Genomic DNA, 13,807 nt, shown 5'->3' with positions numbered 1-13,807 from the left:
GCGTCGTCGAAGGCATCAACAACACGATCAAGGTCATCAAGCGACGAGCCTATGGCTACCGCGACGAGGAGTACTTCTTCCTCAAAATCCGAGCCGCCTTCCCCGGAAATCCTCGATGAACCAAAAAGTGGCGGGTGGAGCGTGATTGTCGCTGCCGGGCTCTGCAGCGTCTCACCGGCGGTGCCTGGTCAGCTGGCTTGGCTGCTGCAGTGCCTGTGGGCGCTTTGCCTCATGGGGCGTGGCTCTTGTGCCACGGCGCAGGGCCGGGCCGGCGGTGCCAGGCCGGCAGCTGTGCGCCAGGCAGCAAGTCCTTCACGGCGCGCGCCGCCTGGTCGATGGCACCATGTGCATAGGCAAAGGCGCCGGCGTCGGCATTGGCGATCGCGATGCGGCCGAAGCGTCGCCGCGCGGTCTCGATCGGCAGGGGGCCGGCGGGCCAGTAGCGGTCCCAGGGCCGCATGTATTCATAGGCATAGCCGTGTGGCCAGCGGTTAACTGTGATGGCTGCGATGCTGCGCGTGCCATCGAAGCCGAAGGGTCCCAAGGCCTGATCGAGCAGCGAGCGGATGCTGGCCTCGAATTCGTCAAAGCCCATCGCCAGCAGCCGGCGCCGGCCGGCCGCGGCCTGCGCGCGCGGCGGGCTGCCGGCCGGGCCGTCCAGAAGCACTGCACTCAGGTGCAGCAGGATCGGGTCGGCCGGTGTTTCGGCAAAGCGGTAGCGGCCGACGCTGACGGGGAAGTCCAGCGCCGCGCGCTGCCAGAAGCTACCGGGCGCGCTGAAGCCGCCGATGCCGGCGCGTGCGAAGGCCTGCCAGTCGGACAGCAGCACATTCGCATAGACCAGCGGCACCTTGACCTGGTCCAGCAGGGCTTCACGCTGCAAGGCGGGAAGCTCGGGGCATAGCGTCGGGATGGCACGGTTGAAGCAGGCCAGCAGCACCTGGTCGGCGCGCACGGTGTGCAGTGCGCCGCTGGCATCTTGGTAGCTGATATCCACCGCGCGGGCCTGGCTCACCGGGCCGACATGGCGCACCGATTGCACCGGCGCATTCAGCCGCAGCCGCACCGGCGCGCCTGGGCGGTCGAGCTGCTGATCCTCGCGAGCGGCCAGCACCAAGGACTCCATGCCCGAGCCCGGCAAGGCGGCCGGGATCAGGCTGCGCAGCAGCGCGCGCGCCAGGCCGGCGTTGCCATCGGGGAAGTGGTAGATGTAGTCGTCACGGCCCAGCATCAGCTGGCGTGCGCTGGGGCTCATCAAGCGGTCGGGCAGGCGGCCCAGGCCCATTGCCTCGAAACCGGGCAAGCCCAGCGCATAGGCATCCAGCGCGCTCACCGCGTCGGTGCCGGCGCCAAGATAAGCCTTGCTGCGGTCAGCGAGATAGCGGCACAGCTGCGCGTCCAGGCCGAACACCTCGGTCAGAAGCTGGTCGTAGCTGATAGCGGCCAGGCGGGCGCGTTTTGTCTGCGGGCTCAAGTCCGCGAAGGGGTCGCGCGGCGCAGTCCACAGCTGCAGCAGATCACGCCGGGCGGCCTCGCTCAGCGGCAGTTGGTCGAGCGCAGCGGCGGGCGGCGCGCCGGGTTCGCGGCGCAGCAGCCGCGTCTGGCCCCAGGCTTCGGCGCTGAACAGCGTGGCGCTGCGCGTCAGGCCGTGGCGCTTCGACCAACCTTGGTCGTACCAGGACTCGAACTGCGTCAGATCGATGTCCAGCCCCTGCAGCAGCGCCCGTGCGGCGGGCGACCACAGGCCGGGCGAGTCCAGCGATTGCGAGCCGCCATAGCCGATCAGGCGCCGGCCGTTGCGGGCGACGAACTCATTGCGCAGCGCATGCCCGCCCGGATCCGGCTGGGCTTCCAGCAACAGGATGCGCACCGGCCTGCCGGCTTGGCGGCGGTACCACCAGGCGGCGGCCAGTCCGCTGAGGCCGGCGCCGACGATGACGAGTTCGTAGTACTCGCCTTTTTGCGCATCGAAGTCCGGCAGGGCTGGCGGGGCGGCGCCCGCGGCGCGGGCATGCAGCGCGGCCGCAGTTTCCAGCTGCTGGCCGTCCAGGCGCCGCAGCGGTGCGGCGTCACCAAGCGGATCGGCCAGCGCAGCGCCACCCAGGCCGGCGAAGGCCACGCCGGCCAGCAGGTCGCGGCGGGTGACACCGTCGCGATCGGCCACGCCACTCACACCAGGTCAGGGCCGACCAGGCCGTGCAGCATGGTCTGGCCCTGGCCATCGCGCTCACGGTGGCGCAGCCAGATCAGTGCGCCCTTGCGCAGCGGCCAGGGCTCGGGGCTGCCGGTCAGCAGCACCGCGGCCGTCATGCCCAGCGTGGGCTGGTGGCCGACGATCAGCACCGGTGCGCGTGCATCAGGCCAGTTGGCGGCTTGAAGCAGGGCTTCCGGCGCGGCGTCAGGTGCGAGCACGGGCAGCACGCGGAAGTCGCGGCCCAGCGCATCGGCGGTCTGGCGTGTGCGCCGGGCCGGGCTGCACAGCACGCGGGTGCCGGCGCTCATGTGCCGGTTCAGCCAGGCCGCCACGCGGCGTGCTTGCCGCTCGCCTTTGGGCGTCAAGGCACGCTGCAGGTCGTCGCTGTCCGGCTCCAGTTCAAAGGCCTCGGCGTGGCGCCACAGAAGCAGGTCCATCGCTCACTCTCCCTCGCTGCTTGTCTGGGCACGAATCATCGCATCGGCAGGAAAGAGCGCGCTGCCGCAGGCTGGAATTGACGCATGCCAAGCGTTTCTCGTATCGGCGGTAAGCAGCTGTGAATTGTCTTGCTGTATATGCAGATTAACGGATACACCGCCATCCATCGTCTCTGCCGCCAGCGGCCGAGCCAACGCCCGACAAACCACTGAGAGGTCCCTCATGATGCTGCCAGCCTCCCTTTCACCGACCCGGAATGCCGGGCGTGGCCATGCCACCGTACGCGCGCTCAGCGCGGCCCTGCTGATGCTGGCGGCCGCCACGGTTGCGCAGGCGCAGCAGAGCAGCGCGCTGCCGCCGGCCGGACGCCTGCTGGCGTCCAACTGCTTCCAGTGCCACGGCACGAATGGCAAGGGGCCGGGCTTCGAGCAGATCAACGGCAAGTCTACCGACGAGATCTACAAGGACCTCAAGGAAATGCAGGCCGGCAAGGAAGGCCAGGGCCTGATGACCAAGCATGCGATGGGCTACAGCGATGCGCAGTTGCGCGCCATCTCGCAGTGGCTTGCCACCCAGCGTTGACCAGCCAGCCAAGGAAATCTCAATGAAGCGACGTCATCTTCTTCAAGGCGCACTGGCTGCGGCAGCTGCAGCCCATCCTCTGTCCGCTCTGGCCGCCAGCAGCGGCGGCCGCGTGGTGGTGGTCGGCGGCGGCATGGCCGGCGCCACCGTGGCCAAGTTCCTGCGCCTGTGGAGCCAGGGCGGCCTGGCCGTGACGCTGATCGACCGCAATGCGGCCTACACCTCCAACATCATGAGCAGCCTGGTGCTGAGCGGCCAGCGCAGCATGGCCAGCCTGCGCTTTGGCTACGACGCACTGAAGAGCAAGTACGGCGTGCAGGTGCTGACCGACGAGGTGCTGGGCATCGACCCGGTGAACGGCAGTGTCGCGCTGGCCTCGGGCCGGCAGTTGCTGGCCGACAAGATCGTGGTGGCGCCCGGCATGCGCTTCGACCTGCTGGCGGGCCAGAGCGATCCGATGCGCATGCCGCATGCCTGGCAGGCCGGCCCGCAGACTGAAATGCTGGCGCGCCAGTTGGCCGCGATGCCAGCCGGCGGCACCGCCGTGCTGACGATCCCGAAGGTGCCTTACCGCTGTCCGCCCGGGCCTTACGAGCGGGCCTGCCTGCTGGCTGATTGGATGAAGGCCAAGAAGCCCGGCTCCAAGCTGCTGGTGCTGGATGCCAATGCCGACATCGTGGTGGAGAAGGACAACTTCTCGCAGGCCTTCTTCGGCCTGCATGCCAATGTGATCGAGTACCACAGCAATGTGGAGATCTCCTCGGTCGACGAGGCGCAGATGATGCTCTACACCAATGGCGGCGCGGTGCACGGCGACGTGATCAACCTGATCCCGCCGCAGCGGGCCGGCAAGATCGTCGAACAGCTGGGCCTAGCCACCGCTACCGGCGGGCGTTTTGCGCCGGTGGATGTGCTGAGCTACCAGAGCCTGGATGCGCCGCGTATCCATGTGATTGGCGATTCCAGCGCCACCACCCAGCCCAAGGCCGGCCATATCGCCAACCAGGAAGCCAAGGTCTGCGCCGATGCGCTGGTGCGCTACTTCGCCGGTGGCGCGCCCGATCCGGCGCCGGTCACCAACTCGGCCTGCTTCTCCACCATCACGCGCACCCAGGCCTCATGGCTGAATGCGGTGTTCCAATACGACGCGCTCAGCAAGAGCATGAAACCGGTGGCTGCGGCCGGCGCCGCATCGGTGGGCTGGAGCAAGGGCCACTTTGAGGACATGTCGATCTGGTTCAAGGCCTTGATGGCCGACAGCTTCGCCTGAAGCTCAGGCGTTCAATCGGTAGCCCAGGCCGCGCACGGTCTCGATCAGGCTGGCGCCGAGCTTGCGGCGCAGATTGGACACATGCACCTCCAGCACATTGCTGGATACATCGCCCTCGAATCCCATCACCAGGGCTTCTAGGTCGGGCTTGCTGACGACGCGGCCGGCGCGTTGCAGCAGCGCTTCCAACAGCCGCCACTCGCGCGCCGTCAGGTCTACCCGATGGCCGGCGCGGCTGACGGTCTTGGCCAGCAGGTCCAGCTGCAGCTCGCCGATCTGGCGCACCGTGCTGGCACCACCGCCGGAGCGCCGGCACACGGCGCGCAACCGCGCCGACAACTCCTCGGGCTCGAAGGGTTTGACCAGGTAGTCGTCAGCGCCGCTGTCCAGGCCGCGCACACGGTCGCCCAGCTGGTCACGTGCGGTCAGCATCAGCACCGGCGTCACGCTGCCGCGCTGGCGCAGGCCGCGTATCCAGTCCAGCCCCGAACCGTCGGGCAGCTGCCAGTCCACCAGCATCGCGTCATAGGGCTCGTCCACCAGGGCGCGGGCGTCGGCCAGTCGGCTGACCCAGTCCACCAGATGGCCATCGCTGCGCAGGAAGTCGCGCAGGCCTTCGCCCAGGATGGGGTCGTCTTCGATCAGCAGCAGGCGCATGGTGGGCTGATTGGCCAGATTTCACTTCAGTCGAATGGCGACCAGACGACCATCGCTTTCCCTGGCGCCGGTGGCGATGTAGAGCGTGCGGTCTGCCGAGATCGCCAGCATGCCAGGGGCGGGATAGCTCCAGACGGATTGTCGTGTCGTCAGGTCGATGGCGTAGACATTGCTGTTGGTGCTGACGAACAGATGCGTTCGCGTCAGAACCACGTTGCGATGGAAGCTCGTGTCGTTGGTGCCGGAGGCCGTCCAGGTCCACAGCCGCTTGCCTGTCGCCTCGTCGAGTGCATCGAGTGCCATCGGGTTGTTGCGCGCAGCGTAGATCACCCCGCGCCCCACGGCCGGTGCTGTGAGGTAGGCGTCTGCGGTCGACCATTCATGCTTCTTGCCGGCGATGTCGAAGCTCGACAGCTTGCGCTGCTCGTAGTGCTCGGCGTTGGCGCTGGCCCGGCCGCTGAAGGCGCCGCCGGCAAACGCGATCACGTTGCCGCGGCTGCCCAGCATCGGCGCGCCGTGATACGAGTAGCCGTTGGCGTTGCCAGCGGGATCGCTGATGCGCGCCAGTTCGGTACCGGTGAGCCGATCGATCAGGACCAGCGAATGGGCGTTGTGCTGATAGACGTGGCGCGCATCGACGGCCGGTGTGAACATGTCCCAGCTGCCGCCCAGGGTGGCCGCCCACTTGCGTGAACCGTCGGTACCGGAGAACGCGTAGACCTCGGCACCCGAGTAGCCGCCGCCGGCATAGGCCACGTCGTCGAACACGGTCGGCGCAAGGAAGTGCGGCCATTGCCCCGAGAAGCCGGACTTGTGCTGGAACTGGCCGGTTTCCAGGTCGAAGGCCCACAGAAAGGTCTGCGAATGGCCGGTGACTGCCGCATAGACCTTGCGCCCACCGACGGCCGGCGGATTGAAGGCCGGCACCGAGCCCATCGCTTGCGACCAGGCTTCGCTGCCGTCGACTTCTTTGAGTGCATAGAGACGCGCGTCGCCGAAGTAGACGTCCGTCGTCACAAAAACCTTGCCGGCCTTGGTGACGACAGGATTGATGCCACCTATCGGTTCGTTGCCGGGTGGGCGCTTCCATTCCCAGGCCTTGCTGAACTTGGCCGGGTTGAGCCGTATCGGTACTTCGCCGCTGTGGCTGGCATCACGCTGATGCGTCTCCCAGTCCGCCACCGCGCTCACGTTCAGTTCGTAGGCCAGCGACGCGGCGGCGCTGTCACAAGGCTGAGCACAGGCGGCGTCCTTGCAGGCTCTGAGCTCAAGGCGGCCGCTGCGTTGACCGGCCGAAAGGCTCGGCAGGCTGATGACATTGAGCGCAATGCTCTTGTCTGCAGCTTGTGCTTGAATCGCCGGCAGGGCGAAGGCCGCGCCGGAGTCGCGCAACTGCAGAAACACCTGCTGCGTGCCCGCGTCGCTGATGCGCCCCTCGAGCTTCAGCACCAGTTCGTCGCCAGCGGACAGGGCTTCCTGGATCGGCGCGCTGCTGATGCTGAGCCGCGGCTGCGCTTGCGGCTCCGGCGGTGCGGAGCCACCGCCGCAAGCAGCCAAGGAGACCGCGAGTATGAAGATCAGCAAACAGCGGGAATGGGTCATCAATCTGCTCACTTCTGGATTTACAGGCGTTCTCTCGATCTGGCGCCGAAGGCTCAGGCGGCGCGGATGCTATCAGCCTGCGGGCAGCGCATGGCGCCCAGATTCAGGCGCCGGCAGGCGCTTGCGGGAGTTCAGCCTTGCAGTCTTGGCATCGACGCTGCCACCGAGCCGGGTGGTAGTAGAGTGCCGGCAGTTGCTGCAGGCCTGTCATGATCCTCATGGGCCGGGCAGCAGCGACAGTCGCATGACATCATCAAACGTTTGATAAGGAGCGCAAGACATGGCCAAAGGCGAACAACGCAACGACAAGGCGAACAAGAAGCCGAAGAAGGACACCGGACCTTCCAAGGAATCGTCGTCGGTTTCCACCCGCCCCGTCGCGCCGATGACGGCCGTGATGCCCAAGGGCAAGCTGAAGAACAAGCCGGCTTGAGGCCAGCGGGGTGATCACAAGCGCGGGCGCTGGCCGAATCGGCCGCCCTCAGGCCCGCGCAAACCTCAGTACGGCGAAGAACAGCAGCATGCTCAGCGCGATGTCGCCGAAGGTGGTGTAGGCCAGCCAGACATCGGTGCTGAAGACCTTTGCCACCCCCCAGTTGAGCAGCGCCATCGTGGCGCCGAGCAGGCCCAGGCCGATGGCCAGGCGCTGCTCGACCACCGGCTCCATCACATAGCGCGCCAGCCGACGGCCGAAATAGCGGCCGCGGTTGATAAGGCCGTCGCCCAGGAACAGGGTTGCGGTGAGCAGGCCGAGGATTGTGCCCTTCATCTTGACCGCCCAGTCATCCTGGAAGATCAGCGAGAAGCCGGCCGATACCAGCAGCATCGCCACGCCGAACATCGCCAGCCCGCCGATCAGGTCGACCTTGACATAGCGCTGGGCCAGATAGACGCAAAGACCGGCTGCGGCGCCCAGCAAGGCGGCAGTGGTCAGGTCGGTGAACTTGGCGCAGACGAAAAAGAACAGGCCCAGGCCCACATCCACATAGATGCTGGGCTTGTTGCGCTGCCATTGCGCCGCCTGGCGCGCCTGGTCGACTGCGGAAAGGGAGGAGTTGTTGGAGGCATTCATGGCGCGCATTGTCAGGGCTTACGGGGTGTCTTGCTGAGCGGTTGGGTCTGCTGACATGCACGGAGCCCTGCCTGTCAGCCCTAGGCGATCGTGAAAAGGGGCTCCGATGAAGACGACGCATACTGAGGCACGGGCACGACGCCCTTCCACTTTCTTCCTCGCGCCCCGGCTGCTGATGGGTTTGGACTTGGCTCGGTGTTGCCCTGGCACGGGTGCTTGCTCCGCGGGCGCTGCGCACGCGTGGACAATGAGGCCCATGAGCATCTCGACCCACGCCAACCACACGCCTGCACCCTTGACGATCTGGCTCACCGGGCTGTCGGGTTCCGGCAAGAGCACGCTGGCCCAAGGCCTGGCCGAGCGCTTTGGCGGCGAAGGCGTGCTGCACTTCATCCTCGACGGAGACACGGTGCGCACCGGCCTGTGCCGCGACCTGGGCTTCAGCGCCGCCGACCGCAAGGAAAACATCCGCCGCGTGGCCGAGGTGGCCGCGCTGATGAACCGCGCCGGGCTGACGGTGATCTGCGCCCTGATCTCGCCGCTGCTCGAAGACCGCCGCATGGCGCGCGAGATCATCGGGGCGGGCCGCTTTGTCGAGGTGCATGTGGCCGCCTCGCTGGAGGTCTGCGAGCAGCGGGACCCCAAGGGCCTGTACCGCCGGGCCCGCGCCGGCGCGATTGCCGACTTCACCGGCATCAGCGCGCCCTACGAGGCGCCGACGGCGGCCGAGCTGGTGGTCGACACCGCCTTGATGGGCATCGATGAGGCCGTGGCGCGGGTGCATCAGGCTTGGCTGGCGCAGCAGGATCTGGTGGGCTGAACTGCCGGTGGAGCGATGCTGGGTCGCACACTGCGGGAGCGGCGAGCCTGGGTGTGGCATGCTTATGTCCCAGATTCCGAGAGGTGCGTGCGATGTCCTCCCAGCCCGTCGAAGACCTTGCCGCGCAGGCCCTGCGCCTGCCGCCCGAAGACCGCGCCAAGCTGGTGGAGCGTCTGATTGCCAGCTTCGAGCCCAAGTCGCCAGCGCAGGCCGCATGGCTGGCGCTGGCGCAGAGTCGCCGCGCCGACGTCAAGGCCGGCAAGACCGCCATGGTTCCAGCTGACGAAGCGCTTGCTCGGGCTCGAGCGCGGCTCGGGTGAGTTGCTGGATTCATCCAGACGCCGAAGCCGAGCTGGGCGATGCGGCGCTGTATTACGCAGAGCATGCAAGTCGGCCGGTTGCCGAAGCATTTCTCGCCGAGTTCGAACGAGTGCGCGATCTTCTCGTGGATAACCCACTACGAGGCCCGCATGGCGATTTCGGGTTCCGCGTCTACCACTTTGACCGATTTCCGTACACCGTCGTCTATGAAGTCGATGAACTTGCCGGTCCGCAGATCTATGCCATAGCGCATCAACATCGGGAGCCCGGCTATTGGACTTCACGCGCGTAGGCTCAAAGGGAGCAGGCCGCAGCGCGCCTCGCTCCGCTCGGCGAACCAAGCCCGCTGCAGGGCCTCAGATCGCGGCCACCAGCCCCGCAATCGCCTCGCCCATCTCCACGGTCGAGGCGCAGCCGCCCAGATCGCGCGTGCGCGGGCCGCTGCGCAGCACCTGCTCGATGGCGCGCAGGATGGCGTCATGCGAGTCGCGGTGGCCGAGGAAATCCAGCATCAGCGCGGCTGACCAGATCATCGCCACCGGGTTGGCGATGCCCTGGCCGTAGATGTCGGGTGCCGAGCCGTGCACTGGCTCGAACAGGCTGGGGAACTTGCGCTCGGGGTTCAGATTGGCGGAGGGCGCCAGGCCGATGGTGCCGGTGGTCGCCGGGCCTAGATCCGAGAGGATGTCGCCGAACAGATTGCTGGCCACCACCACATCGAAGCGCTGCGGCTGCAGCACGAAGCGGGCGCTGAGGATGTCGATGTGCTGCTTGTCCACGGTGACGCCCGGATAGTCGGCATGCAACGCATCGGCGCGGCCGTCCCACCAGGGCATGCTGATGGCAATGCCGTTGCTCTTGGTGGCCACCGTCAGGTGCTGGCGCGCGCGGCCTTTCGCCAGCTCGAAGGCGTACTTCAGCACACGGTCGGTGCCGAAGCGGCTGAATACCGATTCCTGGATCACGATCTCGCGCTCGGTGCCGGCATACATCACGCCGCCGAGGTTGGTGTATTCGCCTTCGGTGTTTTCGCGCACCACCAGGTAGTCGATCTCGCCAGGCTTGCGGTTCGCCAAGGGGCACGGCACACCCTCGAACAGCCGCACCGGGCGCAGATTGATGTACTGGTCGAACTCGCGGCGGAACTTCAAGAGCGAGCCCCACAGCGAGACATGGTCAGGCACGGTGGCGGGCCAGCCGACCGCACCGAACAGCAGCGCGTCCTGGCCCTGCAGCTGCATCTTCCAGTCGGCGGGCATCATTTCACCATGCTGTAGGTAGTAGTCGCAGCTGGCCCATTCAACCGGCGTGAACTCCAGCGCGATGTTGAAACGTCGCGCCGCGGCGTCCAGCACGCGCAGGCCTTCGGGCATCACCTCCCGGCCGATGCCATCGCCGGGGATGACGGCGATTCTGTGCGTCTTCATGACTCGTCCTTCATGTTGTGCATGCCCTGCTGCTGGGGATGATGCGCTCGGGCCCGCGGGTCGGCGTAGCCGCTGCATTCAGGGTTGCGGCTTGAATTGTCCAAGGGGATGCGCTGCACGGGTGCGCTCTGCAAACATAAGCTTCTTGCAATATACGACCCGTGAATCTCCAGGTCCGCCATGCCTGTGATGCCGTTGCACCGCAAGGACTCACACCACCCGCAGCCCGAGGTCTGCGCCGCCGTCTTCAGCCGGCGCCGTGAATCCAGCCCAGCGTTCGTGCCAGCATCAGCGCGGCAACCAGCACCAACAGGGCAGCAAAGCCCAGCCTCAGTGTGGATGCCGGAAGGCGTTGGGCCAGGCGCCGCCCCAGCACCAGGGCCACCATGGCTGCAGCGCCGAAGCGCAGCGCCAAGGGCCAGTCCATGCTGCCGTGGCCGCTGGCGGCCAGCACGCCGCTGAGCGAGGCCAGTGCGATCACCGCCAGCGAGGTGGCGGTGATGCTGCGCAGGTCCAGATCCGAATAGCGCGACAGCGCCGGCACGATGACAAAGCCGCCGCCCACGCCCAGCAGCCCGGTCAGCATGCCGGACAGCAGGCCGGTCAGCGCCAGCATCGCTGCGCAGGGTGGCGTCCAGCGCAGCCGGCCTTGCGCCGGGTCGAGCTTGCAGGGTGGCGGCGGACGTGCATCAAAGGCGGCGGCATCCTTGGGCCGCGCCATGCGCCAGGCGCTGAACAGCAGCACGCCGGCGAAGCCGAGCATCAAGGGTTGCGGCGGCAGCTGGTGCGCCAGCCAAACGCCCAGCGGTGCCACCGCCATGGCCATCAGGCCGATCAGCAGGGCGGCTCGGTAGCGCAGCACGCCCTCGCGCAGGGCCAGCAGCGCGCCCAGGGCGGCCGCCGCGCCGACGGCGATCAGTGCCACCGGTGCGGCCTCCTGCACGCTGAGGTGCAGGCCAAAGATCAGCAGCGGCACGGCCAGCACGCCGCCGCCGGCGCCGGTCAGCGCCATGATCAGGCCGACGCCGCCGCCGAGCAACAGGGGTAGCAGGGTGTCCAGCAGCATGGTCGGTGGCGTCGTTCAGGGACGCAACAGGCGCAGCCGGCTTTGCAGCGCGGCGGCGTTCAGCACACCCAGATGCGCATCGACCAGGCGGCCTTGCGCATCGTAGAAGAAGGTGCTGGGCAGGCCGGTCGAGCCGAGTGCAGGCCCCAGGCGTGAGCCGGCGTCCAGCAGCACTTCGGGCAGCTGCAACTGCTGACTTTTTATATACGCGTGCACCGTCGCTGCCGATTCGCCCTGGTTGACGAACAGAAATCCTACGCTGCTGTCGCGCTGGGCGGCCGCAGCCAGCACTGGCATTTCGGCGCGGCAGGGACCGCACCAGCTGGCCCATAGATTGATCACCAGCGGCCGGCCGCGCGCAGCTTCAGTCAGGGTCAGACTGTGGCCATCGGCCAAGGTTTGCAGCGGCAGATCGGGAAGCGGGCGATGTTGCTGCAAGCCGAGTGCTGCCGAGCCGAGCTGCCAGACCAGCAGGCCAGCCGCGGCGCTACCGGCCAGCGCGCGCCGCAGGTCTGAGCTGCGCCAGCCGCGCCACAGCAGCCAGGCCAAGCCCGCGGCCACGCCCGCACTGGCTTGCCAGCCGCCGTCGCGCACATCCAGCGCCGACCAGGGCGTCGCGAGATAGGCGTTTGCATTCAGGCCCAGATGAGCCAGCCTGGCCACCAGCAGGCCGACAAAACCGGCGTTCAGCAGGGTCTGACTGGCCGAATCTGCAGCGGCTTTGCGCGCCTCGGCGTCGGCCGGCATGCGGCGTGCCAGACGGCCAGCCAGCCAGCTGGCTCCCCACAGGCTCAGCAGGAGAAGCAGCGGTGTGCTGGGCAGGGCCACCGGCCCGATCTGAACGGCAAGCATGCTGGCGGCGGCCTCAGTGCTTCAGCCGGGCATGCACCCGCTGCGTGGCCTTCCAGACGGCCCACAGCACCAGCGGGATCAGGGCGCCCGTGGTGATCTCAGGGTTCAGGGGAAGCCCGGCCGACTTCAGCGCCTTGACGCCATACAGCAGCAGGCTGACGACGTAGTAAGAGATGGCGGCGATCGACAGGCCTTCCACGGTGGACTGCAACTGCAGCTGCAAATCCTGGCCGCGCGTCAGCTTGGCCAGCAGCTGCTGGTTCTGGGTTTCGGTGGCAATGTCGACACGCGTGCGCAGCAGCGCGCTGGCGCGCTCGATCCGCTGCGACAGCGAGGCCAGTCGCGCCGAAGTGGCAGCCACCGTGGCGATGGCCGGCGACAGGCGGCGCTGCATGAACTCGCCGATGGTCTGCGTGCCCGGTATGGGCTTTTCGCGCAACTCGGCGATGCGCTGGCGCACCAGCGCGTCATAGGCCTGGGTGGCGGAGAAACGGTAGAGGTGCTGTGCGGTGGCGCGCTCGACGCCGGCGGCCACATGGATCAGGCTGTCCAGCAGCTCGGCTTCGGAATCCTGGCGGGCTTCCAGCTTGGCCGTTACCTCGGCCAGCGCGGCTTCCGATTCGGCCAGCATCGGCGCCAGCGCCTTGGCCGCCGGCAGGCCGCGCAGCGCCATCAGGCGGTAGATCTCCAATTCCAGCAGGCGCTGCGAGATGCGACCGGCGCGGGTTTCGCTGGTGCCGGGCGGCGCGATCACCAGCATGCGCTCGAAGCCGCTGGGCCGCAGCCGGAAGTTGGTGACGGCCATCGAATGGCCGTTGCCCAGCATCGAGGCCACCACGGTGCGGCCACCGAACCACTGCTGTGCCAGCGCCAGCGTGGCATGTGGGTCGCTGATGTCATGCGCCAGCATCACCAGCTTGACGGCGGCCACGGTGCGGCCGGGAATCTCGCGCAGCCAGCTGGCCTCCAGGGCCAGACTGGCGCTCAGATCCGGGTCGCTGGCCCCGAGTTCCGCCTGTGGCGGCAGCGGCTGAACCAGTGAGTAGCGGGTGAATTCGCTGTGGCGCTCCCATCGGAGCGTCAGCCCGTCCAGGCGCAGGCGCAGGAAGTTGTCGGCCAGATCGGCGGGCCGCAGCGCGTCCTGCCCAGGCAGGCGGCGCAGATGGGCGCATTCGTCCTCGCGGCTCACACCTTCGTTGAGCACGGCCACCAGCACCACCAGCGCGGGCAGGCGGATGCGGGCCGAGGGGCGGGCGTGCACCTCGTTGTGCAGCAGGCCGCGCAGCGCGTCGTCAGGCGGCAGGCTGGTGGGTTGCGAGGCGATGTGGGCAGCAGACATGGGGGTGCGGTGGCTGGCCAAGGCGGCCCCCGGAGTATCGGCGCTCCGCGTGCGTCATCGCCGCGCGTTGCGTGAAGGACTCAGGCGATGCCAACCCGGCCTACAAGCGGCGCCGCAGACAAGCCGGCCATCGCCTGGTTCACCGGGGCGTTCCCGATAGCCAGCGC

General features: G+C 67.7%; 16 protein-coding genes. 7 read left to right on the top strand and 9 right to left on the bottom strand.

Annotated features, from left to right (window positions below; all coding sequences use genetic code 11):
* On the top strand, window positions 1-119 hold a 119-nt coding region (locus tag ACIQ67_RS02680; RefSeq protein ID WP_166962788.1), incomplete at its 5' end, for a transposase.
* Window positions 120-229: 110 nt separating this feature from the next.
* Here the strand turns inward: ACIQ67_RS02680 and ACIQ67_RS02675 are convergent.
* Both ACIQ67_RS02675 and ACIQ67_RS02670 read right to left on the bottom strand, forming a co-directional pair.
* Window positions 230-2,164: an NAD(P)-binding protein gene (locus tag ACIQ67_RS02675; protein ID WP_397532805.1), complete on the bottom strand. Its 1,935-nt coding sequence runs from the start codon at window positions 2,162-2,164 to the stop codon at window positions 230-232.
* A gap of 5 nt (window positions 2,165-2,169) precedes the next feature.
* A complete protein-coding gene (locus ACIQ67_RS02670; RefSeq protein WP_397532804.1) occupies window positions 2,170-2,631 on the bottom strand; it encodes a SixA phosphatase family protein in 462 nt (153 codons plus the stop codon).
* Between the two features lie 223 nt (window positions 2,632-2,854).
* Between ACIQ67_RS02670 and ACIQ67_RS02665 the strand changes: the two genes are divergently transcribed.
* Together ACIQ67_RS02665 and ACIQ67_RS02660 are read left to right on the top strand one after the other, a co-directional pair.
* Window positions 2,855-3,214 carry a c-type cytochrome gene (locus tag ACIQ67_RS02665; protein WP_397532803.1) on the top strand — a complete coding sequence of 120 codons (360 nt, stop codon included), beginning with the start codon at window positions 2,855-2,857 and terminating at the stop codon, window positions 3,212-3,214.
* A 22-nt stretch (window positions 3,215-3,236) separates the two neighbouring features.
* A complete protein-coding gene (locus ACIQ67_RS02660; protein WP_397532802.1) occupies window positions 3,237-4,484 on the top strand; it encodes an FAD-dependent oxidoreductase in 1,248 nt (415 codons plus the stop codon).
* 3 nt (window positions 4,485-4,487) lie between these two features.
* Here ACIQ67_RS02660 and ACIQ67_RS02655 read toward each other — a convergent pair whose 3' ends face one another.
* Together ACIQ67_RS02655 and ACIQ67_RS02650 are read right to left on the bottom strand one after the other, a co-directional pair.
* The gene (locus ACIQ67_RS02655; protein ID WP_397532801.1) at window positions 4,488-5,141 is read right to left on the bottom strand and encodes a response regulator transcription factor; all 654 of its coding nucleotides are present in this window, start codon (window positions 5,139-5,141) and stop codon (window positions 4,488-4,490) included.
* A gap of 21 nt (window positions 5,142-5,162) precedes the next feature.
* Window positions 5,163-6,743, bottom strand: coding sequence for a PQQ-binding-like beta-propeller repeat protein (locus ACIQ67_RS02650; RefSeq protein ID WP_397532800.1), 1,581 nt, complete (start codon window positions 6,741-6,743; stop codon window positions 5,163-5,165).
* Window positions 6,744-7,023: 280 nt separating this feature from the next.
* On the opposite strand from ACIQ67_RS02650, the gene ACIQ67_RS02645 reads away from it, so the two are divergent.
* Entirely contained in the window at window positions 7,024-7,176 is a 153-nt protein-coding gene (locus tag ACIQ67_RS02645) for a hypothetical protein (RefSeq protein WP_397532799.1), read from the top strand.
* A 48-nt stretch (window positions 7,177-7,224) separates the two neighbouring features.
* Here the strand turns inward: ACIQ67_RS02645 and ACIQ67_RS02640 are convergent, their stop codons facing one another.
* Complete coding sequence (locus ACIQ67_RS02640) at window positions 7,225-7,815, bottom strand: septation protein IspZ (RefSeq protein ID WP_397532798.1); 591 nt, start codon at window positions 7,813-7,815, stop codon at window positions 7,225-7,227.
* Between the two features lie 256 nt (window positions 7,816-8,071).
* Here ACIQ67_RS02640 and cysC point away from each other — a divergent pair, with 256 nt between their 5' ends.
* The 3 genes from cysC (at window position 8,072) to ACIQ67_RS02625 (ending at window position 9,248) form a co-directional block, all read left to right on the top strand.
* Window positions 8,072-8,635: an adenylyl-sulfate kinase gene (cysC, locus tag ACIQ67_RS02635; RefSeq protein ID WP_397532797.1), complete on the top strand. Its 564-nt coding sequence runs from the start codon at window positions 8,072-8,074 to the stop codon at window positions 8,633-8,635.
* A 92-nt stretch (window positions 8,636-8,727) separates the two neighbouring features.
* On the top strand, window positions 8,728-8,955 hold the full coding sequence (locus ACIQ67_RS02630) for an addiction module protein (RefSeq protein ID WP_397532796.1): 228 nt from the start codon (window positions 8,728-8,730) through the stop codon (window positions 8,953-8,955).
* Window positions 8,952-9,248: a type II toxin-antitoxin system RelE/ParE family toxin gene (locus ACIQ67_RS02625; protein ID WP_397532795.1), complete on the top strand. Its 297-nt coding sequence runs from the start codon at window positions 8,952-8,954 to the stop codon at window positions 9,246-9,248. The genes ACIQ67_RS02630 and ACIQ67_RS02625 overlap by 4 nt, the downstream gene beginning before the upstream one ends.
* 64 nt (window positions 9,249-9,312) lie before the next feature.
* On the opposite strand, the gene ACIQ67_RS02620 is transcribed toward ACIQ67_RS02625, so the two are convergent.
* The 4 genes from ACIQ67_RS02620 to ACIQ67_RS02605 form a co-directional block, all read right to left on the bottom strand.
* Window positions 9,313-10,383, bottom strand: coding sequence for a tartrate dehydrogenase (locus ACIQ67_RS02620; protein WP_397532794.1), 1,071 nt, complete (start codon window positions 10,381-10,383; stop codon window positions 9,313-9,315).
* A gap of 247 nt (window positions 10,384-10,630) precedes the next feature.
* Complete coding sequence (locus tag ACIQ67_RS02615; protein WP_397532793.1) at window positions 10,631-11,449, bottom strand: sulfite exporter TauE/SafE family protein; 819 nt, start codon at window positions 11,447-11,449, stop codon at window positions 10,631-10,633.
* Between the two features lie 15 nt (window positions 11,450-11,464).
* Window positions 11,465-12,301 carry a TlpA family protein disulfide reductase gene (locus tag ACIQ67_RS02610; RefSeq protein ID WP_397532792.1) on the bottom strand — a complete coding sequence of 279 codons (837 nt, stop codon included), beginning with the start codon at window positions 12,299-12,301 and terminating at the stop codon, window positions 11,465-11,467.
* A 13-nt stretch (window positions 12,302-12,314) separates the two neighbouring features.
* Entirely contained in the window at window positions 12,315-13,640 is a 1,326-nt protein-coding gene (locus tag ACIQ67_RS02605) for a DUF3422 family protein (RefSeq protein WP_397532791.1), read from the bottom strand.
* Window positions 13,641-13,807: the final 167 nt, after the last annotated feature.

It is taken from the genome of Roseateles sp., assembly GCF_044373315.1.
Classification (GTDB): domain Bacteria; phylum Pseudomonadota; class Gammaproteobacteria; order Burkholderiales; family Burkholderiaceae_C; genus JACDQM01.
Note: the sequence above shows the minus strand (reverse complement) of the source record. Positions and strands in the feature narration are given on the sequence as shown.

What these genes read in the sequence shown, in the direction of transcription:
- ACIQ67_RS02670 (WP_397532804.1), bottom strand. Translation starts at nt 2,631, where the DNA reads ATGGACCTGCTTCTGTGGCGCCACGCCGAGGCCTTTGAACTGGAGCCG.
- ACIQ67_RS02665 (WP_397532803.1), top strand. Translation starts at nt 2,855, where the DNA reads ATGATGCTGCCAGCCTCCCTTTCACCGACCCGGAATGCCGGGCGTGGC.
- ACIQ67_RS02660 (WP_397532802.1), top strand. Translation starts at nt 3,237, where the DNA reads ATGAAGCGACGTCATCTTCTTCAAGGCGCACTGGCTGCGGCAGCTGCA.
- ACIQ67_RS02655 (WP_397532801.1), bottom strand. Translation starts at nt 5,141, where the DNA reads ATGCGCCTGCTGCTGATCGAAGACGACCCCATCCTGGGCGAAGGCCTG.
- ACIQ67_RS02650 (WP_397532800.1), bottom strand. Translation starts at nt 6,743, where the DNA reads ATGACCCATTCCCGCTGTTTGCTGATCTTCATACTCGCGGTCTCCTTG.
- ACIQ67_RS02645 (WP_397532799.1), top strand. Translation starts at nt 7,024, where the DNA reads ATGGCCAAAGGCGAACAACGCAACGACAAGGCGAACAAGAAGCCGAAG.
- ACIQ67_RS02640 (WP_397532798.1), bottom strand. Translation starts at nt 7,815, where the DNA reads ATGAATGCCTCCAACAACTCCTCCCTTTCCGCAGTCGACCAGGCGCGC.
- cysC (WP_397532797.1), top strand. Translation starts at nt 8,072, where the DNA reads ATGAGCATCTCGACCCACGCCAACCACACGCCTGCACCCTTGACGATC.
- ACIQ67_RS02630 (WP_397532796.1), top strand. Translation starts at nt 8,728, where the DNA reads ATGTCCTCCCAGCCCGTCGAAGACCTTGCCGCGCAGGCCCTGCGCCTG.
- ACIQ67_RS02620 (WP_397532794.1), bottom strand. Translation starts at nt 10,383, where the DNA reads ATGAAGACGCACAGAATCGCCGTCATCCCCGGCGATGGCATCGGCCGG.
- ACIQ67_RS02615 (WP_397532793.1), bottom strand. Translation starts at nt 11,449, where the DNA reads ATGCTGCTGGACACCCTGCTACCCCTGTTGCTCGGCGGCGGCGTCGGC.
- ACIQ67_RS02610 (WP_397532792.1), bottom strand. Translation starts at nt 12,301, where the DNA reads ATGCTTGCCGTTCAGATCGGGCCGGTGGCCCTGCCCAGCACACCGCTG.
- ACIQ67_RS02605 (WP_397532791.1), bottom strand. Translation starts at nt 13,640, where the DNA reads ATGTCTGCTGCCCACATCGCCTCGCAACCCACCAGCCTGCCGCCTGAC.